Annotated in this window: 24 protein-coding genes, 1 tRNA gene and 1 pseudogene; 18 read left to right on the forward strand and 8 right to left on the reverse strand. The window is 44.6% G+C overall.

Features of this window, described 5'->3' with window-relative positions; all coding sequences use genetic code 11:
• Window positions 1-188: 188 nt before the first annotated feature.
• Window positions 189-2,081, reverse strand: coding sequence for a PAS domain S-box protein (locus tag QT990_RS17440; protein WP_333411233.1), 1,893 nt, complete (start codon window positions 2,079-2,081; stop codon window positions 189-191).
• A 475-nt stretch (window positions 2,082-2,556) separates the two neighbouring features.
• On the opposite strand from QT990_RS17440, the gene purH reads away from it, so the two are divergent.
• Both purH and QT990_RS17450 read left to right on the forward strand, forming a co-directional pair.
• Window positions 2,557-4,104: a bifunctional phosphoribosylaminoimidazolecarboxamide formyltransferase/IMP cyclohydrolase gene (purH, locus tag QT990_RS17445; RefSeq protein WP_333143141.1), complete on the forward strand. Its 1,548-nt coding sequence runs from the start codon at window positions 2,557-2,559 to the stop codon at window positions 4,102-4,104.
• A 236-nt stretch (window positions 4,105-4,340) separates the two neighbouring features.
• On the forward strand, window positions 4,341-5,285 hold the full coding sequence (locus QT990_RS17450) for a 2OG-Fe(II) oxygenase (protein WP_333143142.1): 945 nt from the start codon (window positions 4,341-4,343) through the stop codon (window positions 5,283-5,285).
• Between the two features lie 508 nt (window positions 5,286-5,793).
• On the opposite strand, the gene QT990_RS17455 is transcribed toward QT990_RS17450, so the two are convergent.
• Window positions 5,794-7,275, reverse strand: coding sequence for an ankyrin repeat domain-containing protein (locus QT990_RS17455; RefSeq protein WP_333143143.1), 1,482 nt, complete (start codon window positions 7,273-7,275; stop codon window positions 5,794-5,796).
• 181 nt (window positions 7,276-7,456) lie between these two features.
• Between QT990_RS17455 and QT990_RS17460 the strand changes: the two are divergent.
• The 7 genes and pseudogenes from QT990_RS17460 (at window position 7,457) to QT990_RS17490 (ending at window position 13,079) form a co-directional block, all read left to right on the forward strand.
• Window positions 7,457-8,726 (forward strand): annotated as a pseudogene (locus QT990_RS17460) (RNA-guided endonuclease InsQ/TnpB family protein).
• 45 nt (window positions 8,727-8,771) lie between these two features.
• Window positions 8,772-9,242 (forward strand): DUF4079 domain-containing protein, encoded by a 471-nt coding sequence (locus tag QT990_RS17465; RefSeq protein WP_333143153.1) that lies wholly within the window; start codon window positions 8,772-8,774, stop codon window positions 9,240-9,242.
• 152 nt (window positions 9,243-9,394) lie between these two features.
• The gene (locus tag QT990_RS17470) at window positions 9,395-10,144 is read left to right on the forward strand and encodes a hypothetical protein (RefSeq protein ID WP_333143144.1); all 750 of its coding nucleotides are present in this window, start codon (window positions 9,395-9,397) and stop codon (window positions 10,142-10,144) included.
• On the forward strand, window positions 10,134-10,592 hold the full coding sequence (locus tag QT990_RS17475) for a DUF7689 domain-containing protein (RefSeq protein WP_333143145.1): 459 nt from the start codon (window positions 10,134-10,136) through the stop codon (window positions 10,590-10,592). The genes QT990_RS17470 and QT990_RS17475 overlap by 11 nt, the downstream gene beginning before the upstream one ends.
• A gap of 125 nt (window positions 10,593-10,717) precedes the next feature.
• The gene (locus QT990_RS17480; RefSeq protein WP_333143146.1) at window positions 10,718-11,260 is read left to right on the forward strand and encodes a type II toxin-antitoxin system antitoxin SocA domain-containing protein; all 543 of its coding nucleotides are present in this window, start codon (window positions 10,718-10,720) and stop codon (window positions 11,258-11,260) included.
• The gene (locus tag QT990_RS17485; RefSeq protein WP_333465555.1) at window positions 11,247-11,876 is read left to right on the forward strand and encodes a type II toxin-antitoxin system PemK/MazF family toxin; all 630 of its coding nucleotides are present in this window, start codon (window positions 11,247-11,249) and stop codon (window positions 11,874-11,876) included. Before QT990_RS17480 ends, QT990_RS17485 begins: the two co-directional genes overlap by 14 nt.
• A 279-nt stretch (window positions 11,877-12,155) precedes the next feature.
• Complete coding sequence (locus QT990_RS17490; RefSeq protein WP_190737909.1) at window positions 12,156-13,079, forward strand: leucine-rich repeat protein; 924 nt, start codon at window positions 12,156-12,158, stop codon at window positions 13,077-13,079.
• Between the two features lie 664 nt (window positions 13,080-13,743).
• Here the strand turns inward: QT990_RS17490 and QT990_RS17495 are convergent.
• Window positions 13,744-13,814: transfer RNA gene (locus QT990_RS17495), tRNA-Cys, on the reverse strand.
• A gap of 202 nt (window positions 13,815-14,016) precedes the next feature.
• Here QT990_RS17495 and cpdA point away from each other — a divergent pair.
• From cpdA to QT990_RS17510, 3 genes are all read left to right on the forward strand, one after another.
• Window positions 14,017-14,784, forward strand: a complete 768-nt coding sequence (cpdA, locus tag QT990_RS17500; RefSeq protein ID WP_333107207.1) for a 3',5'-cyclic-AMP phosphodiesterase — start codon at window positions 14,017-14,019, stop codon at window positions 14,782-14,784.
• Between the two features lie 203 nt (window positions 14,785-14,987).
• Window positions 14,988-16,466 carry an alpha-amylase gene (locus tag QT990_RS17505; RefSeq protein ID WP_333143149.1) on the forward strand — a complete coding sequence of 493 codons (1,479 nt, stop codon included), beginning with the start codon at window positions 14,988-14,990 and terminating at the stop codon, window positions 16,464-16,466.
• A 162-nt stretch (window positions 16,467-16,628) separates the two neighbouring features.
• Entirely contained in the window at window positions 16,629-17,405 is a 777-nt protein-coding gene (locus QT990_RS17510) for an SDR family NAD(P)-dependent oxidoreductase (RefSeq protein ID WP_333143150.1), read from the forward strand.
• Window positions 17,406-17,494: 89 nt separating this feature from the next.
• Here QT990_RS17510 and cofG read toward each other — a convergent pair whose 3' ends face one another.
• Complete coding sequence (gene cofG / locus QT990_RS17515) at window positions 17,495-18,445, reverse strand: 7,8-didemethyl-8-hydroxy-5-deazariboflavin synthase subunit CofG (RefSeq protein WP_333143151.1); 951 nt, start codon at window positions 18,443-18,445, stop codon at window positions 17,495-17,497.
• On the opposite strand from cofG, the gene QT990_RS17520 reads away from it, so the two are divergent.
• The 6 genes from QT990_RS17520 (at window position 18,429) to QT990_RS17545 (ending at window position 22,811) form a co-directional block, all read left to right on the forward strand.
• Window positions 18,429-18,665: a hypothetical protein gene (locus QT990_RS17520; protein WP_333143152.1), complete on the forward strand. Its 237-nt coding sequence runs from the start codon at window positions 18,429-18,431 to the stop codon at window positions 18,663-18,665. The genes cofG and QT990_RS17520 overlap by 17 nt on opposite strands.
• Before the next feature lie 142 nt (window positions 18,666-18,807).
• Window positions 18,808-19,890, forward strand: coding sequence for a photosystem II q(b) protein (gene psbA, locus QT990_RS17525; protein ID WP_333198860.1), 1,083 nt, complete (start codon window positions 18,808-18,810; stop codon window positions 19,888-19,890).
• Between the two features lie 285 nt (window positions 19,891-20,175).
• Window positions 20,176-20,673 carry a GNAT family N-acetyltransferase gene (locus tag QT990_RS17530; RefSeq protein WP_333148255.1) on the forward strand — a complete coding sequence of 166 codons (498 nt, stop codon included), beginning with the start codon at window positions 20,176-20,178 and terminating at the stop codon, window positions 20,671-20,673.
• Window positions 20,674-20,693: 20 nt separating this feature from the next.
• Window positions 20,694-21,902: a precorrin-6y C5,15-methyltransferase (decarboxylating) subunit CbiE gene (gene cbiE, locus QT990_RS17535; RefSeq protein WP_333311024.1), complete on the forward strand. Its 1,209-nt coding sequence runs from the start codon at window positions 20,694-20,696 to the stop codon at window positions 21,900-21,902.
• A gap of 170 nt (window positions 21,903-22,072) precedes the next feature.
• Entirely contained in the window at window positions 22,073-22,417 is a 345-nt protein-coding gene (locus QT990_RS17540; RefSeq protein WP_333148252.1) for a hypothetical protein, read from the forward strand.
• 4 nt (window positions 22,418-22,421) lie between these two features.
• Window positions 22,422-22,811 (forward strand): hypothetical protein, encoded by a 390-nt coding sequence (locus QT990_RS17545; protein WP_333311022.1) that lies wholly within the window; start codon window positions 22,422-22,424, stop codon window positions 22,809-22,811.
• An 18-nt stretch (window positions 22,812-22,829) separates the two neighbouring features.
• On the opposite strand, the gene QT990_RS17550 is transcribed toward QT990_RS17545, so the two are convergent.
• The 4 genes from QT990_RS17550 to QT990_RS17565 form a co-directional block, all read right to left on the reverse strand.
• Complete coding sequence (locus tag QT990_RS17550; protein ID WP_333148248.1) at window positions 22,830-23,075, reverse strand: hypothetical protein; 246 nt, start codon at window positions 23,073-23,075, stop codon at window positions 22,830-22,832.
• 84 nt (window positions 23,076-23,159) lie between these two features.
• Window positions 23,160-23,546, reverse strand: coding sequence for a type II toxin-antitoxin system VapC family toxin (locus QT990_RS17555; protein WP_333148246.1), 387 nt, complete (start codon window positions 23,544-23,546; stop codon window positions 23,160-23,162).
• Entirely contained in the window at window positions 23,543-23,770 is a 228-nt protein-coding gene (vapB, locus tag QT990_RS17560) for a type II toxin-antitoxin system VapB family antitoxin (RefSeq protein WP_333148244.1), read from the reverse strand. The genes QT990_RS17555 and vapB overlap by 4 nt, the downstream gene beginning before the upstream one ends.
• Before the next feature lie 62 nt (window positions 23,771-23,832).
• On the reverse strand, window positions 23,833-24,141 hold the full coding sequence (locus tag QT990_RS17565) for an XRE family transcriptional regulator (RefSeq protein ID WP_333148242.1): 309 nt from the start codon (window positions 24,139-24,141) through the stop codon (window positions 23,833-23,835).
• Window positions 24,142-24,241 lie beyond the last annotated feature (100 nt).

The raw sequence follows: 24,241 nt of genomic DNA on the forward strand, positions 1-24,241 counted from the left end.
GTAATGTGAGCCGAAAAACACCCTGAAATTGTTTCTAGAATGGGGAGGCAGAGCCTCTAAGTATGCGTTCCCAGCCAGAGTCTGGGAACGAGAAAAAACGATTTTTCTCGTTTTTTAGGAGTGCGAGCGTCCCGCTCGCTTGCTTGCCTATATATCACGTTGGTAAGGCGCGGATTGCACATTCTGCACTAAGGTGCGATCGGAATTCTGATAGTAAATTCCGTGCCCTTGCCCAATTCCGAAGTACAATTTAATTCGCCTTTGTGTCTTTCTACAATAATTTGATAGCTAATTGACAAACCCATTCCCGTGCCTTTGCCAATGGGTTTGGTAGTAAAAAATGTATCGAATATCTGCTGTTTGACTTGCTCAGGTATTCCCGGCCCGTTGTCGGCAATTTTAATTTCTACAAAATTGCCGACAACTTCCGTACCAATCCTAATCTGGCTGGGAGTTTCTAGCATTTCTTGACAATTTTGCCTACTGTTGGCATCTTCTAAAGCATCGATCGCATTGCTGAGAATATTCATAAAAACTTGATTTATCGGCCCAGCAAAACACTCAACAGTTGGCAATTCTCCGTATTGTTTGACAATTTGAATTGGCGGCTTTTCTCCGCTCCCTTTCAAACGGTGATTGAGAATTAACAGCGTGCTGTCAATACCTTCGTGGAGGTTAACGGGTTTCATCTGTGAATCGTCATGCCGCGAAAAGTTCCGCAGCGACTGCACAATCTGGCAAATCCGCTCGACACCAACGCTCATTGAAGACAGTATTTTAGGTAAATCTTCAGCTAAAAAATCGAGATCATTTTTTTCTCTTGCCTGCTGAATTTCGGCGACGGGATTAGGATAGTGCTGTTGATAAAGTTCGAGGTGGTGAAACAAGTCTTGAGTATAATTTGTGAGATGAGCGAGATTGCCGTAAATGAAGCTGACTGGGTTGTTAATTTCGTGAGCGACCCCGGCAAGTAGCAATCCCAAACTAGACATTTTTTCGCTTTGAACTAATTGGGAATTAGTGGCTTTGAGTTGCTCAAGTGTGGCGGCTAGTTGAGCGGCTTGTTCTCTGCTTTGTGCTTCGGAATTATGCAAGGCTTCTTCGGCTTGTTTGCGCTCAGTGATGTCTCTCTGTACGCCTATAAAATGAGTTAATTTTCCCATTCGATCGCGCACAGGAGATATTGAGAAACAATTCCAGAAAGCGGTTCCGTCTTTGCGGTAATTCTTTAATATTACCTTGCATTCGCTTTCTGTTTGCAAGGCTTGGCGAATTATTTCTACTGCCGCCGGGTCGGTATCGCTTCCGTGCAAAAATCGGCCGTTTTTTCCGATTATTTCCTGTCGCCGATAACCTGTCATGCTTTCAAATGCGGGATTGCAATAAATAATTGGATTTTCGGGGTCAGTGGCGTCAGAAATCGTAACTCCGGTGCTAGTAGCTGCGATAGCTCGATCGTACAACCAAAGCATTTCTTCTGCGCGCTTGCGATCGGTAATGTCCCGCAGCGTAGCTAAATAAGCCATTTCTCCATCCCATTCCGTTTCCACCACCCGCATTTCTACTACAGCATTTGCTTTTTGCTTGCGAATAGCTTCAACTTCTGTTTGCACGACGCGAGTTCCTGGTGCTTCTGTTTTTCCAACTTGGGGAATAATATCCGTCGCCATCTCAATGTCGCAAGCTGAAACTTCTACTACTAAATTGCCAAAAAATGCTTGACCTAAAAGTTCCTCTGCTTTGCAGTTAAACAGCGCTTCTGCTGACGGGTTGGCAAAACAGACAAGTCCTCGCTTGTTAACGATTGCGATGCCGTCGGCATTTTTTTCTATCACATTCCGAAACCGAGATTCGCTAGCTTTCAAATCCTGCTTTAGCTGTTCCATTGCTCGCTCCATCTGCTGCAATTCGCACAAACTAACACTATAAGCTTCGGAAATGTTGGCCTCGGTCGAATTCTGGACTCTTTTTTTGGAAATCTGTTGGTAGCCTGTTCTATTGGCCAGATTGGCAGCAGTTTTTTTATGATTCCTGCTAATATTACTGAGTTTATTTTCGGGCTCGGCTTCTTGAAAAAACATATTTCAACCCTACCAAATTATTTTCTAGATTAAGGTGTTGCGATCGCCCAATTTTCCTAGAATTTTAGGGAGAGAGCAATTTACACCCGATGCTAGCACATTACTTTTAGAATTCATCATAAGACATCGTTAAAATTCAAGAGCGATCGCCCTAGAATTATCTATTAAGTTTTATTAAGTAATTTCAACAACATTGACACTTACGTAGCGACACGAACTGTGAAAGCTGGATAGGGCTGCAATCCCCCTCGCACTCACAAAATAATCAGTTCCACGCGCAAGTCCTAAATATTTAGAAGCCACTGGTCAGTATAAAATATTATATAATTTGGACAAAAAATATGAGCTAAAATAAGCGAACTCATCTTTAATTTGTTAAAAATAATTATAATTAGCCATTACCAAATCATCTCCCTGCCACCAGACTTGGTATAGAATATAACCTGTCTATTTTTGCGATCGCAACTTCAAACCAATGGCACGTCTAGCACTTCTGAGCACATCCAATAAAACCGGACTAATCGACTTAGCGCGCAGTCTAGTAGAAGAATTTGAATTTGACATAATTAGTAGTGGCGGGACAGCAACGGCCCTCAAAGAAGCAGGCATCCCAGTCACCAAAGTTGCGGAATATACTGGTTCCCCCGAAATTTTGGGAGGGCGAGTCAAAACACTTCATCCACGAATCCACGGCGGCATTTTAGCACGCCGCGATGTACCGGAAGACCTTGCAGATTTAACCGCAAATCAAATTCGGGCGATCGATCTAGTTGTAGTCAATTTGTATCCATTTGAAGAGACAATTTCTAAACCCGGAGTTACTCTAGCAGACGCCATTGAGCAGATAGATATCGGCGGGCCGGCGATGCTGAGAGCTTCAGCAAAAAACCACGCTCATTTGACAGTTTTGTGCGACCCAGAACAGTACAATACTTATTTAAAAGAACTGCGGGAAAATGGCGGCGAAGCATCCTTAGAGTTTCGGCAAAGATGTGCGCTAGAAACCTTCAAACATACAGCCAACTACGATCGCGCGATCGCAACTTATCTCAGCAGCAGCCAATCCGCTGAAGCATCTTCGCTACCAGACGAGTTTAATTTATCAGGAAAAGAGTTGCAAACTCTCCGCTACGGCGAAAATCCCCATCAAGCCGCCACCTGGTATCAAAGCGGAAGTACACCCACAGGCTGGACAACTAGCACCATCCTGCAAGGCAAAGAATTAAGCTACAATAATTTAGTAGATTTAGAAGCAGCAAGGCGGCTGATTGTAGAATTCCCCGACACACCCGCCGCCGCTATTCTGAAGCATACAAATCCTTGCGGCACAGCCTTGGGAACAACTATTTCTGAAGCGTATCAAAAAGCCTTCGACACCGATTCAGTCTCAGCTTTCGGCGGAATTGTCGCCCTCAACCGCCCGATTGATGCTGCTACCGCCACGGCCTTAACTCAAACATTTTTAGAATGTATCGTCGCGCCGGGGTGCGAACCAGAAGCCGAAGAAATTATCAAAAAAAAGGCGAAAGTTCGAGTATTAATTTTGCCAGATTTGACTCAAGGGCCGCCACAAACTGTTAAAATTATTGCAGGCGGTTTGCTGGTACAAGACTCAGATAATATAGTAGAAGAAACTAGCAAATGGCGGATGGTTACTGAGAAACAGCCGACGGCGGCAGAGTTGGAAGAATTGCTGTTTGCTTGGAAAGTAGCGAAACACGTCAAATCAAATGCGATCGTTGTGACGCGCGATCGCACTACAATTGGTGTGGGTGCCGGACAAATGAATCGCGTGGGCTCGGTTAAACTAGCATTGGAACAAGCAGGAGACAAAAGCAAAGGAGCGATTTTGGCTAGCGATGGTTTCTTCCCCTTCGACGATTCAGTCAAAACTGCGGCTGAGGCGGGCATAATTGCGATCGTCCAACCGGGAGGAAGTATGCGCGATCGAGATTCCATTGAAGCCGCCAACCAACTCGGAATCACAATGGTTTTCACCGACATCCGCCACTTCTTGCATTAATTAAGTTCGTAGCAATGACATTTTGCACCTCTATTATGAACAGGCAAGATGCCTGTTCCACAAAGAGTTAATTCTATTGTGGGTTGGGCTTCTAGCCCGCCCTCAAGCAATGATTGAATTTTTGTTCTTCCATCTTCCTTCTTGCATCTTCCTTCTTTCTTCTCCCATCCCTCCATCCGTTACATCCGTTACAGAATCCGTTGCCGAACTTCCTTCTTCTTCTATAACTAACGGCTATGACTAGCACAATTCAACCGCAAATTAAACCCCAAGACGTAAAAGTCAAAATCCTGCTCACCGGGGGACATCAATGCACCGTCACCCTCAAATCTGATACACCACTATTGCACAGCCTGATCAAAACATTAGTCGATCGCACCCAACAAACACTGGGTTTTTCGCCCTTATTTCAAATCCCCATAGACGACGGGCGTTCCACCCTTTTTTTTCCCGCCGAACACCTAGTCGGATTAGTCACAGAACCCCCAATTTACTTGCAGCAACTGCAACCGCAGCAGCCTGCAACTCCTGTAGAAATTCCCGCAGAAATTCCCGCAGAAATTCCTGCCCCTGCGCCGCCTGTAAATGACGACTTAATATCTCGCTACGCCCAAATAGACAACTTTTTGACACCTGCCGAAAAAAACAAACTCCTTAAATATGTCTTAGCAAAAGAATCACAATTTGTGACTACCAGCACCTCAACCAATGCCGAAGATTACCGCCGTTCGATGGTACTCCACTCGTTCCCCGAATTTTCCGAACTGATGGTTAATCGCATCAAAGCAATTCTCCCCGACGTGCTGCAAAAATTAAATATTCCCTCATTTCCGCTTGGTGAGATAGAAGCTCAGTTAACCATGCACAATGACAACAACTTTTACAAACTTCACAACGACAGTGGCTCGCCAGATACCGCAAGCAGATTTTTTACTTACGTTTACTATTTCTATCGAGAACCCAAGGCTTTTTCTGGTGGTGAATTGCAGATTTATGACAGCAAAATCGAGAACAATTTTTATGTGGCGGACGAGACATTCAGAACTGTTGAACCTCGGAATAACAGCATCGTATTTTTTCTGAGTCGCTATATGCACGAAGTTTTGCGAGTTAGCTGTCCCTCAAAAGCTTTTGCTGATAGCCGCTTTACTATTAACGGCTGGGTGCGAAAAGCAAATTGAGGTTAATTCATTGTCCTGGACGCACTAATCACCTAATTTTGTCATTCTGAGTGAAGCGAAGAATCTCAAACTATTGCCACATCGTTACAGTGCATAATACCAATTTAATGTGAAGTGGCATATATTTCGATCCCCCTAAATCCCCCGCGGGAGGGGAGTAGGGGTTGACTTTGACCCAGCTCTTGTCCACCCCCTACTCCCCCTTATTAAGGCAGGGCGGTTTCATTCTTGGTAGGGGCCGTGCCCCCGTGCCGGCCCTTTTGGCCTGAAACCCCCATTCGAGGGTTGGTGGCGGGGGTAGGCACGGGGAGTAGGGGTAGCACTACCCCTACAAAAGCCTCGTTTTTGGTGAGAATGAAACAGCCCTGCTTATTAAGGGGGGTTAGGGGGGATCAGATTCTATGCAGCCTCATATAAAATTGGTATAAGTCCCCATATCTGAGATTCTTCACTTCCCAAAGCCTACCCTCAGAATGACAGAATTACCTTACTCAAAACTATTTCATTCTTACTCCAGTGCTCCAGCACTTTTGAGCAATTTCACCACGCTGGAATAACGTTTAAACTCAGCCAGCATTAAAGCTGTATAATTTCCCGGATTTTTGTGGTTTAGTTCTGCACCAGCATCAATTAAAACCTGTACAGCACCGACACAACCCCGATGTGCGGCCCACATGACAGCGGTTGCGCCCGAATCATCGAGCAAGTTGACATCTGCACCTTTTTCGACTAATAATTGGACGATCGCCACATAACCTCGATCGCACGCCTTCATTAATGCAGTTTTCCCCAAATCCGCCGGGATATTGGGATCAGCACCGCCGTCAAGCAAAGCTTTCACAGTCTCGGTATGTCCGTGAAACGCAGCCAGCGTCAAAGCCGTCTCCCCAAAGTTTTTCGCATTCAGAAACTCATCCCGATTTGAGTTTACTTTTTGCAGCAAAGCCGATACGATCGCACTATGGCCGTGAACAGCAGCCACCAGTAAAGGCGTATCGCCCAATCGATTTCTAGCACCGACACTAGCACCTCGGTTTAAGAGCAATTCCACTACATCTTCGCAGCCTTCAACCACGGCAAAATTCAAAGCAGTTTCATCATCTTTATCCTTAGCGTTGATATCCGCGCCAGCATCGAGTAAGATATGGGCGATCGGCGCATTTCCTCCAGCAGCAGCGGCCATCAAAGCCGTGCCCCCATCTCCATTTTTCACATTCGCATTAGCACCCGCACCAAGCAAAGTTTGCACCACATCAGTATTGCCGGCATCCGCAGCCAAAGTTAAAGCAGTTTCTCCGTTTTTGTCGGGAATTTCGACATCAGCGCCAGCCGCCAACAGCGCCTCGACAACAGCCAAATTTCCCGCCGTCGCAGCCAGCATCAAAGCAGTTTTGCTTTCTAGATTTTTAACATTAGCATCCGCCCCACAATTGAGCAAAATTCGCACAATTTCAGCGCTTCCTTGACGGACAGCTAAAAACAGCATAGAATTGTCAGCAACAGCACCCGCATCCACCAAAGCTTTGACAACAGCTTGATGGCCCGATAAAGCAGCTATTTTTAGAGCTGAATCTCCATCTTTATCTTGGACATTTACATCAGCATTAGCATCAAGTAACATCCGCACAACATTGATATCACCTTTCAGAGAAGCCGCCATCAAAACCGTACTTCCATCATCATTTTTAGCATTAACATCAGCACCCGCAGCCAGCAACAGCCGCACAGAGTCAGCCTGTTTGTGAGCCGCCGCCAGCATCAAAGCTGTCAAGCCAAAACGCCTGCTCACATGGTTGACATTAGCGTCATTGTTTAGTAAAATACGCACGATTTCTGTATAGCCTTTTTGGGCTGCAAACATCAAAGCCGTCGTCCCCTCAGAGTCTTTGGCGTTAGCGTTAACATTCTTAGCGAGTAAAGCTTGGACGTGAATAATGTTGCCAGTCTTGGCGGCTTGAATCAATACAGCGTCTTGTTTAGTGGCAGGCATAATAGTCTCTCATACCGTATATTTTTACCGTCGCACGAGACGGCCTGACTGGTATGCTAAGTTTTATGAAGTATCATAAAACTTGATTAAGTTTGTAAGCATCAATAAACAATAGTAGTATCATATAGTCAGGAAAGTCAAACAATAAAATGTTGCGATCTTTGAAAAATACAGGTACTAAATGCAACTAGCAGAGAGGCATATCATTAAATCTACGGAATACCGTTTCGCCCAGATTGATGAATTAGCTTTTAAATCCAAGAATCTCTACAATGCTGCTAACTACGTCATTCGTCAGAGTTTTGTTTATGGATGGAGTTACATCAATTACAACGAAATGAACCGTTTGATGAAGTCTCATCAAGCATACAAGGCAATGCCCGCAAAAGTCAGTCAGCAAATCTTAATGATACTAGATAAGAATTGGAAATCCTTTTTTGAAGCGGTTAAAGCTTACAAAGTTGATTCCTCTAAATTCACTGGTAGCCCAAAAATGCCCAAGTACAAGGATAAGGTCAAAGGGCGAAACATTCTCGTATACACAATACAAGCAATTAGTAGCAAACTGTTGAAGAAAGGGATTATTAAGCTTTCGGCTACTAATCTATCAATCAAAACCAAAGTAAATCCCGATCGAATTTGTCAAGTTAGGTTGGTTCCCAAATGTGATTCTTATGTGATTGAGGTAATTTATGACAAGTCGGAGTCCACCATCAGCGATGATAAATTCGTAGCTAGTATTGATTTAGGACTGAATAACTTAGTGGCGTTAACTTCAAATCAGCCGGGTTTTATCCCGCTACTGATTAACGGGCGACTCTTGAAATCAATCAATCAGTTCTACAACAAACGTAAAGCACAGTTACAATCTCAATTAAAAGGAAGTCGCAAGAGTTCATCCCGCATTCAACGGTTAACTCGCTGTCGCCACCCAAAAATTGATAATTACTTGCATCATACCAGTCGCCTGATTGTTGACCTTTTAATCGCCAAAGAAATTGGGACGTTGGTAATTGGCAAGAATGTACAATGGAAAACTGAGATTGATTTGGGAAAGCAAACTAATCAAAACTTTGTCAGTATTCCCCACGCTCGACTAATTGAGATGTTGGAATACAAAGCTCGATTAGTTGGAATCAAGGTACTAGAGCAAGAAGAATCTTATACATCTCGGTCTAATTTTCTCGATTTATATCCAATCCCTGTCTATGGAAAGACAGATAAGGATATTGTATTTAGTGGCAGGCGGATCAAAAGAGGTTTGTACAAGACATCAGTCGGTCAATTAATTAACTCCGATGTTAACGCTTCTTACAACATTTTGAGAAAAGCAATCCCAAATGCGTTTAGCTTTCTTGATAGGGAGCTGCGTAGTTCAGCCGAGGCGGGTCAATCCGCTTAAAGTGAAAGTGAAGGGGGAGGGACTTAATGCCTCCCATGTCATGTCATAAATGACTATACTTTTACTAGCTATGTTTGCTAATCCTCAGAACACTATGAATCTCGAAATTCCTCAGTCAGTGAAAGTTTGGAGCCAATTCATCCACCCTGTTTTAATGTGGGTACTGCTGGCCATCTCATTTTATGCTTTGTATCTGGGCATTCAAATCCGACGTACCAGAAGTGCCGAAGGCGAAGTCAAAAAAGAGTTACTTAAGGGCAAATTCAACGTCAAGCACCACCAGATGGGTTCTTTGCTGTTAGCCTTGATGGTTACGGTGGCGATCGTCGGGATGGCTGTCACCTACATCAACAACGGCAAGCTATTTGTGGGCCCGCACTTGCTAGCAGGGTTGGGAATGATGGCAATAATTGCGATCGCAGCCTCGCTGACTCCTTTGATGCAAAAAGGCAGTGATTGGGCGAGAAACACTCACATCTTTCTGAATATTGTGCTCTTGGGGCTGTTTGGCTGGCAAGCGGTATCAGGGGTGGAAATCCTGCAAAGAATTATCAGCAAAATGTGATGATTTGAGTAAGATTGCTAATTTAGGACTTACGCACAGACTCTACTTGTAGGGTGCGCCTAGCGCACCTTACCCTTTGTGTTTGAAGGAATGTATAAGTAAGCCAATTAGTCTCAAGTTAACTTTCTCTTAGGAAAGACAAGAAAACTAATATGCCTTCTTTAAAAATACATCGCCAATATCAATCCGGCATCGAAAAAATTATAGCCTTGGACAACTCAGTGTTTGAGGCTATTTTGACTGCGTTGAGAAAAACAGTCCCTGCGTTGCCTATTGATGATTTAGTCAGAAACGTAGAGTCAGAGGTAGAAAACACGAACCATGATGATTTAGTCAATATACTAGAGAGTATTATTCCTATATACGCTTTAAAGAAAACTTATGCTTGGACGGTGGAAGAACTAGCAGATGAGCTTATTGCGGCTGTTGATGAATTTGAAGAACTCTCTAACTTATCAACCGAAGAAAAAGAGCGATTTTGTGAAAAGCTTAATAGCTTGTTGATGCCGAATAGCTTTTTAGAATCGGCATCAAAAGCCAAAGATGTTTTAAAAGTATATTTGTTGCCTTCAGGAATTCCTGCTGATGACTTCCCGATTAAAAGCAAGGTAGAACTAGAAGCAGAGTTTAAGAAGTTCGCCGAAGAATGGCGCGTCGAAACGGGGATGCTATCATTAGTTACACAGAAATCAATGCACCAGGCTTATCAGAGAATTATCGGCATGGGACAGCCAGTTATCCCCTTGATTTTGCGTGACCTCGAACAAAAGCCAGACCATTGGTTTTGGGCGTTGAGGGCAATTACTGGTGACAATCCGGTAAAACCCGAACAGCGCGGCCGAATGAAGCAAATGGCCCAAGCCTGGATACAATGGGGAAAAGAACACGGTTATGAGTGGTAAGCTAGAGTACCGAAAAATATTGAGATTTCCTAACTTAGAGCTTACTGAATATCAAGTAACAAGTGAAGAAACAGTAGATTATAATTGTTTTGCTTTTGCTGCTGGAGAAGAGGAATGCAGATGGGACCCGGTAGACCCTGATGGGTACTGGCCGGATGGTGTTTCAAGAGAGTTAACGCTGGAAGCTTTTATCCAAGCTTATCAAACTATTGGATATGAACCTTGCGAGAATCGTGACCTTGAAGCGGGGTTTCAAAAAATAGCAATCTACACCTATAATGGCCAGCCACAGCACGCAGCCAGACAAGAAGAGGATGGTAAGTGGAAAAGCAAGCTAGGGGATTGGGAAGATATCGAACATGAATTAGAAGGGTTAGAAAATCCTAACTATTATGGAGTTGCCCAACAAATATTAAAGCGAGCGATAATCCTTCAAAATATTTCTTAGACGGCAATTCAACTTTTGAAGAATACACTCTTGGACGCACACACTCTATTTGTTACCATTGGGTATTTTTTATCTGCTTTAATAGCCAAGCTTTCCTTTGGATGATATAATAGAATAAAGTTAAATTGAGCGAACAAATTATAAGATTAATTAGGGAGCTTTTTGAAATTAAAAGAAGGAAAGCCATGCTAGAAAACCTGATCAAATACTTTGTGTACGCAACAAAAGGCTATATTACAAAAACGCAGTTAATCAAGTTTTTGTACTTAGCTGATCTTTATGCGGTCAAATGGACAGACAAGCAGCTTACTGATTTAGATTGGCGTTATTATTACTATGGGCCTTGGAATGAAGGCATAGAGGCTGCTTTAAATCAAATGAATGGCAAAGAGATTGTTCAAGAATCTCAGGGAGACAGTATATTCATCAGACTTGGTGAGGGAGCAGGTAATGTGGATGATTTAAAGTTACCTTTAGGTCTGAAGCTCATACTTGACAACATCAGGAGAGAATGGGCAGGTTCAGGAGAGGATAAACTGAATCAGTTACTAGAATATGTCTATAGCACTGCTCCCATGCTTGAGGTTAGATATAGCCACCAACCAGAGGAACAGGTGAGACTTAATCTATACAAAGAAAGAGAAAAGTTAATGAGTGAATTGGAGTGAGCGAGTGGCTGGACAAAAACCGCGTCAAGGTTGGATTTATTTTATCAATCCCTATAGAGTATCTCTTCGTTGCAAACTCGGTCATCATCATATTTATGAGATAAATGAACCAGGGGAGATTGAGTGCAAGACAATTTCTTGCACTCAGGTGATTAATTCGAGTCGGGTTTTTCGGGGAGAGCATCCTTATATCGTTTGGACAAGTGACCAATTTCAAGATGAATCTAAATACATCCAAACTTTGACGCTGATTCCGTTGACTTCACAAGAAACCTATAAAGGTTTGCCAACTGTATATCCGATTAATTCTACAAGCACAAATGGTCTTTCTAAGAATTCCTTCGCTCTAGTGCATCAGATATGTACTGTTGATGCTAACTGTTTTAAAGATTCGCAAGGGGATTGGCTTAAGCGAGTTGCACAACTGGATAAAGCAGATAAGGAAGCTATAGAGGAACGTTTAAAGTATTTTTTAAATCTTGGGGATAATTCGGGTGAAGATTGGTTGATTAAAAATGCGTCTCCAGAACTTTTACAGAAAGTGTTTAATCTTCTACCGGATGAAACCACAAAAAGTATGGCTATAGAAAAACTGATCGACGATTTGCGATCGTAGTCAATAGACATCTACAAAAAATCAAATATCGCGTAGGAGTACGGGTAGTGTCTTTTCGTAAAGGATGAAGAATAATCGACCTTTCGAGGAGTCTTACCCAGTCTGACTTCCAAAATAGAGTATTTTACTCTGTCCTTTACGAAATACCACTACCCTAAAACTGTCCGAAATTTCGGACAGTTTTAGCTAAGTTTTACTGCGGAAAGAAGAACTTGATAGACGAGAGATAGACTAAAATCATAGTCACACTAAAATGAATTTCACTGAGAGGCAAAGAACATGACGCGAGAGAAAGCAGTGCAGAGAATCGATCAAGCATCTGAGGAGAATTCGACAAAACTGGATTTGTCGGGGCTGAAGTTGAAAAAGTTGCCACCAGAAATTGCCAAGTGCATAAAACTTGAAACTTTGCTGTTGGGCCAAGATGAAGACAGACAGGTTGGAAATAGGTTAACTGAGTTTCCTAATGCTGTCCTTGAATTAACCAACTTAAAAATACTTAACCTCGGTTCAAATCGCATTACCTCCATCCCTGAAGCGATCGGGCAACTATCAAATCTGACAGAGCTGAACTTCTATTCAAATCGCATTACCTCCATCCCTGGAGAGATAGAGCAACTGTCAAGCCTGACTAAGCTTGACCTCAGCTACAATCGCATTACCTCCATCCCTGAAGCTGTCGGGCAACTGTCAAACCTGACAGAACTCAACCTCAGAGGAAATCGCATTACCTCTATACCTGAAACGATCGGGCAACTATCAAACCTGACAGAGCTTCACCTCGACAGTAATCAGATCACCTCCATACCAGAGGCGCTTGGGCAACTATTCAATCTGAGAAAGCTTGATCTCAACGATAATCAAATTAGAACCATTCCAGAGACGCTTGGACAACTGTCGAATTTGACAGACCTTATTCTTTTTGGTAATCAGATCACCTCCATACCAGAAGCGTTTGGGCAACTGTATAATCTGCAACTCCTTTACCTTTCTGATAATCAGATTACCTCCATCCCAGAGGCGCTTGGGCAACTGTCGAATCTGACAGAGCTTAGCATTGGAAGTAATCCGATTACCTCCATTCCAGAATCGCTCGGACAACTGTTCAACCTGAGATACCTTGACATCGAAGGGGATCAGATTATTTCCATCCCACAAGCGATCAGACAGTTGCCAAATCTGAGAATACTTGAGGACAGTTAGTGGAAATTGTTGTAGTGGGAGGCACGTAAGCACAACCACGCCCCTATGATGCTGTGTTAGGTAGAAAATCCAAAATCTAAGTGTAGTCAGAAAGCGCGTGCAGCGACAAAATCCGATCGTAAGCTCGCTGCTGTTCGCGCTCATTGAGAGCCAGGTGATAGGTTTGCGTATGCGTGGCTAAGCTGTGCCCCATCTGTTTAGCAGCCAGCGAGGAATCTAGCCCGAAACGAATCGCTCGAATCGCCCAAGCGTGGCGCAAATCGTAAGCGCAAAAGTCGAAGGGCGATCGGGCAAAAACTTACAAACGCGATCGCCAAGATCAGCATGGCATTCACCCGTAACAAGTGGTCTCTTAATGTCCGCTAGCTCCCACTATTCTGCCCACTCTGGTCTTAATGGTCAGCACTTTTTGCATTGCATTAAATTTGCATTACTTTCCGCAATCAATTATGCACATTTAAGTAGGTAGGCGGGATTAAACCGAATAATGTAACAGTATGTAAATAGGCTTAAGTCAGCCAGTAGAGAGCATTTGGACACTTTACATCGTTTACATAGTTGCGTTTTAAAGCGCCGACTTACTTAAATACAATTTACAGTCTATAATAAACCCAAAAACCTTGTCACACAAGCATTTAAGACTTATTAAAAATACTAAAAATTAAGGCGGCACCCAGATTTGAACTGGGGGTGGAGGTTTTGCAGACCTCTGCCTTACCACTTGGCTATGCCGCCGTCACGTCTAAAATTTGACGTTTTCTTATAGTACACCAAATCTCGAAAATTTTAACATACCTGTCAAAAATTTCGTAAAGGGCAGCTATCCCCAACGCGCCTGGGTTCCCCAAGGGTAGGGAATCGCCCTTTTTTCCCACATCCCCAAAGCCCTTCACAGGACGCTACTCTAGAACTATAGCAACGACCCGCAACACCAGCCATGACACCAGTTTCTCCCCTACTCGTCGCCCAAATCACCGACACTCACTTGTTTGCAGAGATCGATCGAGAATGGAAAGGCCTCTCAACAGCCCGCACCCTCCAAGCAGTTCTCGATCGCTTGCAACAGATACAGCCGCCGCCCGACTTACTCCTACTCACAGGGGACTTGTCCCAAGACGAAACACCCGAATCCTACCAGCGCCTCGTCTCCCTCATCGCCCCCCTCGGAATTCCCGCCTACTGGATACCTGGGAACCACGACAACATCCCAGTCATGGCAGAAATCTTAAATCAGTCGCCTCTTTCCCCAGAAAAATCATGGATGCTAGGAAACTGGCAATTTCTATTACTTTCGAGTGTAGAAGCCGGATGCGACGGCGGGCGGCTTTCCCCAGAAAGCTTGCATTGGCTCGACTCTCAACTGCAACAAACGGGCGATCGACCTGTTATCATTGCCTTGCACCATCATCCTTTGCCGATCGACTCTGAAATAATGGATGGAATGATGCTGCACAATGCCGATGAATTTTTCGCAATTGTCGATCGATACCCTCAAATCAAAATCGTTCTTTGTGGCCACATTCACCAAGAATTTCAACAACAGCGGGGGTCAGTTACCTACTTGGGGACACCCAGCACCTGCATCCAACTTTTACCCAAAAGCCATCCGATTATACTTGACGAAATCCCGCCGGGATTTAGATTGCTTGAATTGGCGATCGACGGTACTTGGAAAACCAGACTTGAGCGAGTTGCCGAAGCATAGCCACCCTTTTAATAATTTTCCATAGCCTTAAAATAATTATTATCAAATTTACATTTTTTTGTCAATCCATCAACAGATAGATTGTGGTGAGCAACCCCATCTATTATTATATTTATTAACGATAGATTGCAGACCTACGTAAACTAGCAAGCTACGAACAAAAATCTATCTGGCAACATTACAAAACAGGAAAAACTAAATATATGTCTGAACTAAATGGCGTCATGATGCAGTATTTCCACTGGTACACACCCGCTGACGGCAGCCTGTGGAATCAGCTAGCGAAATCAGCAAAAGATTTAGCCAAAATAGGCGTTACATCCCTGTGGTTGCCGCCAGCATATAAAGGAACCGGCGGCGGTATGGATGTGGGTTACGGCGTCTACGACTTATTCGATTTAGGCGAGTTCGACCAGAAAGGGTCAGTACGCACGAAATACGGGACAAAAGATGAGTATTTGGCCGCGATAAAAGCTGCCCAAGATGCAGGAATTCGGATTTATGCCGATGTAGTCTTCAACCACAAATTAGGTGCAGATGCAGAAGAAGAAGCCGAAGCCACACCCTTCAATCCCGACAACCGGAATGACACCGTAGGCGAATATCAAAACATCAAAGCTTGGACGCATTTTACATTCCCCGGCCGCGACAAAAAATATTCCAGCATGGAGTGGCATTGGTGGCATTTTGACGCCATTGATTACAACGTTTACAACACAGAAACCCATGCCGTTTACCTGCTTAAAGGTAAAGAATTCGATCGAGGAGTAGACCTAGAAAAAGGCAATTATGACTACCTGATGGGTTGCGATTTAGATATGGACAACCCAGAAGTCACCGGGGAATTAAAATACTGGGGTGAGTGGTATGTCGATACAACAAACGTTGACGGCTTTCGCTTCGATGCCGTCAAACACGTAGCAGCAGAATTTTTCCAAGAATGGTTGGAACACGTCCGCCACTATGCCCAACGCGACCTATTTGCCGTCGGCGAATATTGGTCTTATGAAGTGGAAGCTTTGCACTACTTCCTAGAAGCAACGGACGGTAAAGTAGCCTTATTTGATGCACCCCTCCACTACAACTTCCACGCTGCTAGCAAAGCCGGTAATAGCTATGATTTGCGAACAATTTTTGATAACACTCTCGTCCAACAGCAACCCGCCCTCGCCGTTACCTTGGTAGACAACCATGATTCCCAGCCCTTACAATCCCTAGAATCAGTTGTCGAAGCTTGGTTTAAACCTCTTGCCTACGCTTTAATCCTGCTACGGCGCGAAGGATATCCGTGCATTTTTTACCCGGATTATTACGGCGCTAACTATAAGGATACAGCAAATGATGGCAATGAATACGAGATTTGGTTAGACAAACATAAGTTTATGGTAGATAAATTCTTGTTCGCGCGCCAAACTTATTCCTACGGCAATCAGTACGATTACTTCGACCACGCCAATACCCTTGGCTGGACGCGACTCGGAGATGAAGAACATCCGGGCGGCATGGCTGTGGTACTCAGTAACGGAGGCGATGGCACTAAGTTTATGGAAGTCGGACAGCCGAACCGAACTTATATTGACATCACCGAACACATCCAAGAACCCATCACAACTAATGAGGATGGTTGGGCTGATTTTAGGTGTAACGCCGGTTCAGTTTCTGTCTGGGTTCCGCAGCCGTAAGGACTGTGTTAACAGCAAAAAGTAAAAAGCAAGATATCTTTTTACTTTTTGGTTTCATATTTTTAATAGCTAAAATCTATCTATAGTTAGGACTAAAGCTCTCTCTTTAGTCCTATTTTTAGGCGAGGCGATCGTGTATAATGTTATTTTACATAAAAAATTATGAAACTTTCACAAAAAGTAGCCGTTATTACTGGCGGAGGGTCGGGAATTGGTCGTGCAGCAGCAATTTTAATGGCAAAGGAAGGCGCAAAAGTTGCTATTATCAATCGCACTTTAGAAACCGCGCAAGAAACCGTCCGCCAGTTGGTCGATGAAGGAGGCTGCGGGCTAGCTGTTGCAGCAGATGTGGCCGATTCTCTGCAAATGCAACAGGCATTTCAAACCATTTTTGATGAATATCAAAGAATTGATATTGTGTTCGCAAATGCGGGTATCAACGGTGTATGGTCGCCGATAGAAGAGATGGAACCCGAAGAGTGGGATAGGACAATTAACACCAACCTCAGAGGAACATTTTTGACGGTAAAATATGGAGTTCCTTATTTAAAAAAACAAGGAGGTTCCATCGTGATTACATCGTCGATTAATGGCACCAGAAGTTTCAAGAAAGTGGGCGCTACAGCTTACGCCTCCAGCAAAGCTGCCCAAGTAGCTTTAGCGAAAATGCTGGCGCTAGAACTTGCTCCCAGCAAAATCAGAGTCAATGTTATATGTCCGGGCGCGGTGCTGACTGCCATTGAGGAAAGCACCACGAAGCGACATATCGATCGCATTCCAGTCGCGCCTGAGTCGATTCAAGATATGATTCCTTTGACTGATAATACCGCCGGTTCTAGTGAAGAAGTCGCCCAATTAGTTTTATTTCTGGTATCAGATGCGTCCAGCTTTATCACAGGTACTGAAGTGTGGATTGATGGGGGCGGTTCTTTGATTTAAAATCTCAATAGTTTATTTTTATCACTCGGCGGTTGAAACCGCTTCTTGTCAAACGAAGTCCGCCTGCGCGGACTAAGAAATAAGAATTTCTAATGACTAACTCTCCATTGTTTAACAGCAGTTTGCAATTTCTGTGGCAGCCACTTATCGTACTGAGGATAAACAGGCAAACGCTGCACAAGTTGCCATCCCGCTGCTGCTAAAATTTCTGTTAAAGTTTGGTGGTGCAGGTGAGGATAATCGGGATTAACTTCATCCCGCGGCCCAATTCCTCCTAAATCTCTAGCACCTGCTTCTAAACAAGCCAGCAATATGTCTGGCTGTGCAACTAAATTTGGCGGAATTTGCAACCTGATTTCAGATGGTAAAATGCTGCGGGCGATCGCAATTACTTCCGGCATTTTTGTAGCATCAAAAATTTCACCGTCCCAACTTTGCTGATTTCCCGGACTGTGTGGCTGGAGGATAACTTCTTGAATGTGATTGTATCGCGAATGAATGCGGGCGATCGCCTCCAGCGTCTCAATCCAATCTGCCTCACTTTCCCCAATTCCCAGCAGCAAACCAGTTGTGAATGGAATCTTTAATTCCCCAGCCCATTCTAACTGTTGCAGCCGCAGCGCCGGCACTTTACTCGGTGCGTGCCGGTGAACAGTTTGTAACAAATGTGGGGCAAGCTGTTCTAGCATCAGCCCCATCGATACATTTACCTCTTTTAACAGTGCCATCTCCTCAAAGCTGAGCGGCCCCACATTAGTATGTGGCAAAAATCCCAGAGCAAGTGCCAGTTCGCACAAATCGTAAATCCGCTGCAACCAAGCTTTTCGCCGTTTACTTTGAGGATGTACCTCGCCGCTGAGGATCAGAATTTCAATTACACCTTGAGTTTGCAGCCGCAAAAGCTGTTTTTCGGCTTCTGCGAGTGTCAGCCAAGGACTTTGCAGCGGTTCTGCCCGAAAATTGCAATAGGTGCAGCGGTTAAAACACTCGTAAGTGGGAACCAGAGTATAAGCAGGGCTGTAGGTGACGGTGCGAGACATTCCTTGGGATAATTATCGATCGGACTTACGCAGTAACATATATCTGTGCATTGCGAGTTTTGCGGTTGGCGATCGCAACCCTTCATCTATCTTAACACTGACGCAAGCCCGGAATCTCGTTGCCCAGGTAGATTATGAGTATTCTTCTTTCGTGGGCGATCGTCCACAAATTCCGCACTCAGCTTTTCAACTCCTTATACAGCAAGCCTTATGGCTTTGAATAAGCATAATTTATGTTAACTATAAGAAAATCTGTGCTTAGAAGGCCTTTACAAACTGAAATAAAAGCTTTATGTTTATTTACATGGCGGAACACAAAGCCGTCACGAACATTGAAAACCAAATAAAGCAATCATAAACAAATGACAACAACCTTACAGCAGCGCGAAAGCGCCAACGTCTGGGAACGCTTTTGTGAGTGGGTCACATCAACCGACAACCGGATTTACATCGGTTGGTTCGGAGTCTTGATGATTCCTACCTTGCTCAGCGCCACCATTTGCTACATCATCGCCTTCATCGCTGCTCCTCCAGTGGACATCGACGGCATCCGCGAACCAGTAGCAGGTTCCTTGATGTACGGTAACAACATCATCACAGGTGCTGTTGTTCCCTCATCCAACGCGATCGGTCTTCACTTCTACCCAATCTGGGAAGCAGCTTCCCTCGATGAGTGGTTGTACAACGGCGGCCCTTACCAATTGGTAATTTTCCACTTCCTGATCGGTGTATTTTGCTACATGGGTCGTGAATGGGAATTGTCCTACCGCTTAGGTATGCGTCCTTGGATCTGCGTCGCTTACTCTGCACCTGTTGCAGCAGCCACCGCAGTATTCTTGATCTACCCAATTGGTCAAGGTTCGTTCTCTGACGGTATGCCCTTGGGTATCTCCGGCACATTCAACTTCATGATCGTGTTCCAAGCTGAGCACAACATCCTGATGCACCCGTTCCACATGTTGGGAGTTGCTGGTGTCTTCGGTGGTAGCTTGTTCTCCGCCATGCACGGTTCTCTCGTTACTTCCTCTTTGGTTCGTGAAACAACCGAAACCGAATCGCAAAACTACGGTTACAAATTCGGTCAAGAAGAAGAAACCTACAACATCGTTGCAGCCCACGGCTACTTCGGTCGTTTGATTTTCCAATACGCTTCATTCAACAACAGCCGTTCTTTGCACTTCTTGTTAGGTGCATGGCCAGTTGTCGGCATCTGGTTTACCGCTTTGGGTATCTCCACGATGGCTTTCAACTTGAACGGTTTCAACTTCAACCAATCGATTATCGACTCGCAAGGTCGCGTTATCAATACTTGGGCTGATGTGATCAACCGCGCTAACTTGGGTATGGAAGTAATGCACGAGCGCAATGCTCACAACTTCCCACTTGACTTGGCTGCTAGTGAAGTCACTCCAGTAGCAATGGTAGCTCCTTCTATCAATGGCTAAGTTTTAGTCTGAGATTACAAAAAGCGCTCCTAGAAATAGGGGCGCTTTTTGTTTGGGGAAAATATTTTTCAGACAGTCATGGATATATGGGCCCGCCGGCGAAGACACCGCAACTACAAAAATCAACAGTTCGCGATCGCACTCCTATCAAAGAAACCGGCTTTTTTACCGAATCTACGGGCTGCAACCCATCTTTTCATAAAAAACCCGGTTTTTGACCACCCGTGCGTCCTGGACTAATATTGATAGGTGCGATCGCCCTTTAATCCAACATAAATAATCCCCATGATATTTGAAACAGAGAGATTGGTTTTGAAACCGATTGTGGAGAGCGACCTCAACACGCTTCATAGAATTTTCACTGATTCCTATGTGAGGAGATATCTGTGCGACGGCGAAATCTGGTCGCTACAAAAGGTTGAAGAAATGCTTGCGGAAAACAAAAAGCTGTTTGCCCAAAAGCAATTCGGTTTGTGGTTTATCGAAACTAAGAGCGATCGAGAAACTATTGGATTTGTGGGTTTGTGGTATTTTTTTGAAGAAGCACAGCCGCAGTTAGTTTACGCACTGCTGCCGAAAGCACTTAAACAAGGTTACGCTACTGAAGCATCAACCAAAATATTGGATTATGGTTTTGAGGAACTTGGCTTTAACTATCTTGTCGCAAGTTGCGATCGCCCAAACATTGAGTCGCAAAAAGTCGCAGAAAGACTCGGAATGAAACAAGTAGAAGAAAGAATTATCAATGGAAATCCGATATTATTCTTTAGAATCGATAAGTAGTAATTAGCAGTAAGACCGCAATGCACAAATGGCTTTCGGTGGTGGGGATTGGCGAAGATGGACTTTCGGGACTCGGCCCGATCGCCTCTACCCTTCTCTCTCAATCTCAAATCGTTGTTGGTGGCGCCCGTCACCTAGCAATGCTACCAACCGACGACACCCGCGAAAAATTGGTTTGGGCATCGCCTTTGCAGACAACAGTTGACGAGATTCTCCGCCGCCGGGGACAATCTGTGTGCGTGCTAGCAAGCGGCGATCCGATGTGTTACGGCATCGGCGTCACGCTGTCGCGCCAAATTCCCATTTCGGAAATGACTGTGATTCCGGCGGTATCGGCTTTTAGTCTTGCTTGCGCCCGTTTGGGTTGGCCGATCGCCCAAGTTGAGACTTTCAGTTTGACAAATCGCCCGATCGCATCGATCGCCCTTGCTTTGTATCCGGGGGCGCGCTTGCTGGTGTTGAGCGCTGACAGACACACGCCGGGAAAGGTTGCAGAATTGTTGACGCAGCGGGGGTTTGGCAGCAGTTTGATGACCGTGTTCGAGCGGATGGGGTCGGAATCGGAACGGCGGATCGAGGGGGTCGCAGCAGCCTGGAAGGCAGCGGATTTGGCTGATTTGAACACGATCGCGATCGCAGTTGCAGCCGATCGACCAACTGTGATTTTCCCTCGTACCTCCGGTTTGGCGGATACTGCTTATCGCCACGACGGACAACTTACCAAGCGGGAGGTTAGAGCCGTTACTCTGTCAACGTTAGCACCGATTCCCGGAGAGTTGCTTTGGGATGTGGGGGCGGGCTGCGGCTCGATCGCGATCGAATGGATGCGGAGTCATCCTCGGTGCAGGGCGATCGCGATCGAACGCCATGCGACTCGATTGCAATACATCGCTGAAAATTCCTCTACTTTCGGCGTTCCCGAACTCGAAATCGTTGCGGGAGAAGCACCAGAAGCCCTGACAAATTTACCTCAACCGAATGCTATTTTCATCGGCGGCGGTGTCACCGCAGAATCTGTGCTGGAAACTTGTTGGAATGCTTTAGGTGAAGGCGGCCGATTAGTTGTTAATGCGGTGACTGTTGAGAGCGAGTTTAAAGTTTTGCAATGGCACGATCGTTATGGTGGGGAACTAATTAGAATTGGGATTCAGCGAGTAGGGGCGATCGGCTCTTTTCAGGGTTGGAAGCCGCTTGCACCGGTGACTCAGTGGGCGGTTGTTAAGGGGTAATACCAATTCTGATTGGAGCGGAATGATTTAACCACAGAGTACGCAGAGAACACAGAGGAAGAGATGAGAGAGATGAATCATTCCGATGAAGAGTGGATTTGATATAAAAGGCGATCGATCTTTTTCCAATAAAGCTATAATCAATAATATTCTCTGGAATGAGAGTGATAATGCCAGACGAATCATCTGTAGATCCTTATTTAGATCGACTGTTTGAAGACTATTCCAACACTGAAGTTATCGAACTACAGCAATATCTGTCTGAATGGGATAGAGGAACTTATCGAACTGTGGCCCAAAGTGTGTTAGACCATTCACAAAGAAAAGGATTTGATCCACTCAAATATTTGCGTAAAGCACACAACTTCCACACCAGAGGTGCTGTAAGAGTTCCTCGCACGGGATATCGGCAGGATGGAGCCGCTGTTTACCGAAAGGGCTATGAGTTTTTAATTGTGCGACCTGACCAGTATGGTGTTGAGAAAATCGTGACTTATGGCATTAATGAGGAATAGCGATATGGCACAAGTTCAGAACAAATTAGCGCTTGGGCAGGATATTATTGTGCAACTTTTGGCACAGTTGACAGTTGACTATCAAAACACTAAATCAGAGCGCAAAGAGATATCTCAGAGGTATCTTGGTTCTGAGGAAGATTTTTCGTTTCTGGAGGAGCTTGAGTTAGTAACAGTAAGTATTCGCGGTTATGCTAGTCAGATTGAGGAGCGCGCAGAGGTTGAGAATCGCGAGCAAGCGATCGCAGAGTTACATCAGCTTCGGGTGTTCGATCGTTCTGCGATCGCTCAGTTTTATAATGAGACGCGATCGGGCTATCTTGAAATGCGAGCCTATATCCGAATGCTGGACTATTTGCGGTTGCTGGTGTTGGAGTATTTGCAGATGGAATAGAGATCCAGATAAGTTAGTTTACCAGACACCGTAGCCACCTCGACGATCGGCAATTTCTTGCTCTAACTCCACTTCATTGAGAAGTTTCATACCGTTGGCGATCGCCCGTTGGCGAAGTTTCCACAAGGTTTGACCGAGTTGTGTTTTGGGGGTAAATTCAGGTGAAAATTTGAGCGCTAGAGCTTGGGTAAAGTGAAGGACTTTTGCGCGATCGGCGGGGGCAAGTTCGCGCCAGTATTGTAGGAGGATTTCTTCGGGAGGCATGGAAAATTTTTGAGCCTAACTCTAGAATTTATTTTACTCTTTTACGATCGATCGGGTCAATGCCATTGGCGATAATAATCTAGTTTATTCCCATAGTCTTTGAACAGCATAAGCATCAAACACTTCATCACGGCTGACTAAAACTAAAGCATGATTAATGGATTGGGCAATTAAAATGCGATCGAATGGATCGCGATGGTGGAATGGTAGATTGCGAACCAGTACAGTATCCGCAAAGGAAATTGGCAGTAATAAGATGCCAGCAGCAGGTAACTGAGCTTCGATGTCTGCATAGTCTGCTTGCAGTATCAATTTACCAATGCTGATTTTGATGGCAATTTCCCAAAGACTGGCAATACTCAAATAGACTATATCGGCGGCTTCAATCTGCTCCTTCAAGGTAACTGATAGGTTAGGAGCATTTTCTGAAAACCAAATAAAAGTGTGAGTATCGAGGAGCAATGCACTCATTCCATATACTCCTGGAAATCCTCTAATGGTGCATCAAAATCATCAGCAAGCGGTAAGACAAACGTGCCTTTCATCATCCCGGCTTGACGTTTCTTTTGAGGAGGATTTACGGCAACCTCATTATTTGCATATTTGGCGGCCAAGAATTCTACATAGTGCAAAACTTCCTGTTTCAGGGAATCTGGCAACTTGACCAGGGTTTCTAGGATGGTGGTTTCTAGCATTAGATAACCTCTTGCTGGATAAGCTCATGATAACAAGCGCAAAGCAAAACTTACCGATGTCTCTAATCTCGCTCTAAGCTACCGGGCGGGCAAATTTCGATTTTGACAGTCATGCCTACTTGGTTTAGCATTGCGATCAGAGTATCAACCGAGAATTCCCCAATTTTACCTTGAGTTAGAGCTTTGATTTGGTCGTTTGACTGTTTGAGATGTTGAGCAGTTTGGTCGATCGTCCAACGGTGATGTTTAATCTGATGAAGCAGGGCGAGCATGAGTTGCGATCTGATTAGTAAGTTATCAGCTTCTTCTGCTGAAAATCCCAGGTCGAGAAAGATATTATCGGTTGCTTGGGTAATAGTATTTTCACTCATGGTTCTGGTTCTCTTGAATTTAACAATACTTCGGACAGTTTTGGAACAGGGACGCTCCCCGAACAGAGACAAAAAATCCCTGGAATTTTAACCGAAACTC

The organism is Microcoleus sp. T3_B1, assembly GCF_036700445.1.
In the GTDB taxonomy this organism is placed as follows: Bacteria; Cyanobacteriota; Cyanobacteriia; order Cyanobacteriales; family Microcoleaceae; genus Microcoleus.

Coding starts and splice junctions, on each gene's coding strand:
- QT990_RS17440 (WP_333411233.1), bottom strand. CDS start 2,081: ATGTTTTTTCAAGAAGCCGAGCCCGAAAATAAACTCAGTAATATTAGC.
- purH (WP_333143141.1), top strand. CDS start 2,557: ATGGCACGTCTAGCACTTCTGAGCACATCCAATAAAACCGGACTAATC.
- QT990_RS17450 (WP_333143142.1), top strand. CDS start 4,341: ATGACTAGCACAATTCAACCGCAAATTAAACCCCAAGACGTAAAAGTC.
- QT990_RS17455 (WP_333143143.1), bottom strand. CDS start 7,275: ATGCCTGCCACTAAACAAGACGCTGTATTGATTCAAGCCGCCAAGACT.
- QT990_RS17465 (WP_333143153.1), top strand. CDS start 8,772: ATGAATCTCGAAATTCCTCAGTCAGTGAAAGTTTGGAGCCAATTCATC.
- QT990_RS17470 (WP_333143144.1), top strand. CDS start 9,395: ATGCCTTCTTTAAAAATACATCGCCAATATCAATCCGGCATCGAAAAA.
- QT990_RS17475 (WP_333143145.1), top strand. CDS start 10,134: ATGAGTGGTAAGCTAGAGTACCGAAAAATATTGAGATTTCCTAACTTA.
- QT990_RS17490 (WP_190737909.1), top strand. CDS start 12,156: ATGACGCGAGAGAAAGCAGTGCAGAGAATCGATCAAGCATCTGAGGAG.
- cpdA (WP_333107207.1), top strand. CDS start 14,017: ATGACACCAGTTTCTCCCCTACTCGTCGCCCAAATCACCGACACTCAC.
- QT990_RS17505 (WP_333143149.1), top strand. CDS start 14,988: ATGTCTGAACTAAATGGCGTCATGATGCAGTATTTCCACTGGTACACA.
- QT990_RS17510 (WP_333143150.1), top strand. CDS start 16,629: ATGAAACTTTCACAAAAAGTAGCCGTTATTACTGGCGGAGGGTCGGGA.
- cofG (WP_333143151.1), bottom strand. CDS start 18,445: ATGTCTCGCACCGTCACCTACAGCCCTGCTTATACTCTGGTTCCCACT.
- psbA (WP_333198860.1), top strand. CDS start 18,808: ATGACAACAACCTTACAGCAGCGCGAAAGCGCCAACGTCTGGGAACGC.
- QT990_RS17530 (WP_333148255.1), top strand. CDS start 20,176: ATGATATTTGAAACAGAGAGATTGGTTTTGAAACCGATTGTGGAGAGC.
- cbiE (WP_333311024.1), top strand. CDS start 20,694: ATGCACAAATGGCTTTCGGTGGTGGGGATTGGCGAAGATGGACTTTCG.
- QT990_RS17540 (WP_333148252.1), top strand. CDS start 22,073: ATGCCAGACGAATCATCTGTAGATCCTTATTTAGATCGACTGTTTGAA.
- QT990_RS17545 (WP_333311022.1), top strand. CDS start 22,422: ATGGCACAAGTTCAGAACAAATTAGCGCTTGGGCAGGATATTATTGTG.
- QT990_RS17550 (WP_333148248.1), bottom strand. CDS start 23,075: ATGCCTCCCGAAGAAATCCTCCTACAATACTGGCGCGAACTTGCCCCC.
- QT990_RS17555 (WP_333148246.1), bottom strand. CDS start 23,546: ATGAGTGCATTGCTCCTCGATACTCACACTTTTATTTGGTTTTCAGAA.
- vapB (WP_333148244.1), bottom strand. CDS start 23,770: ATGCTAGAAACCACCATCCTAGAAACCCTGGTCAAGTTGCCAGATTCC.
- QT990_RS17565 (WP_333148242.1), bottom strand. CDS start 24,141: ATGAGTGAAAATACTATTACCCAAGCAACCGATAATATCTTTCTCGAC.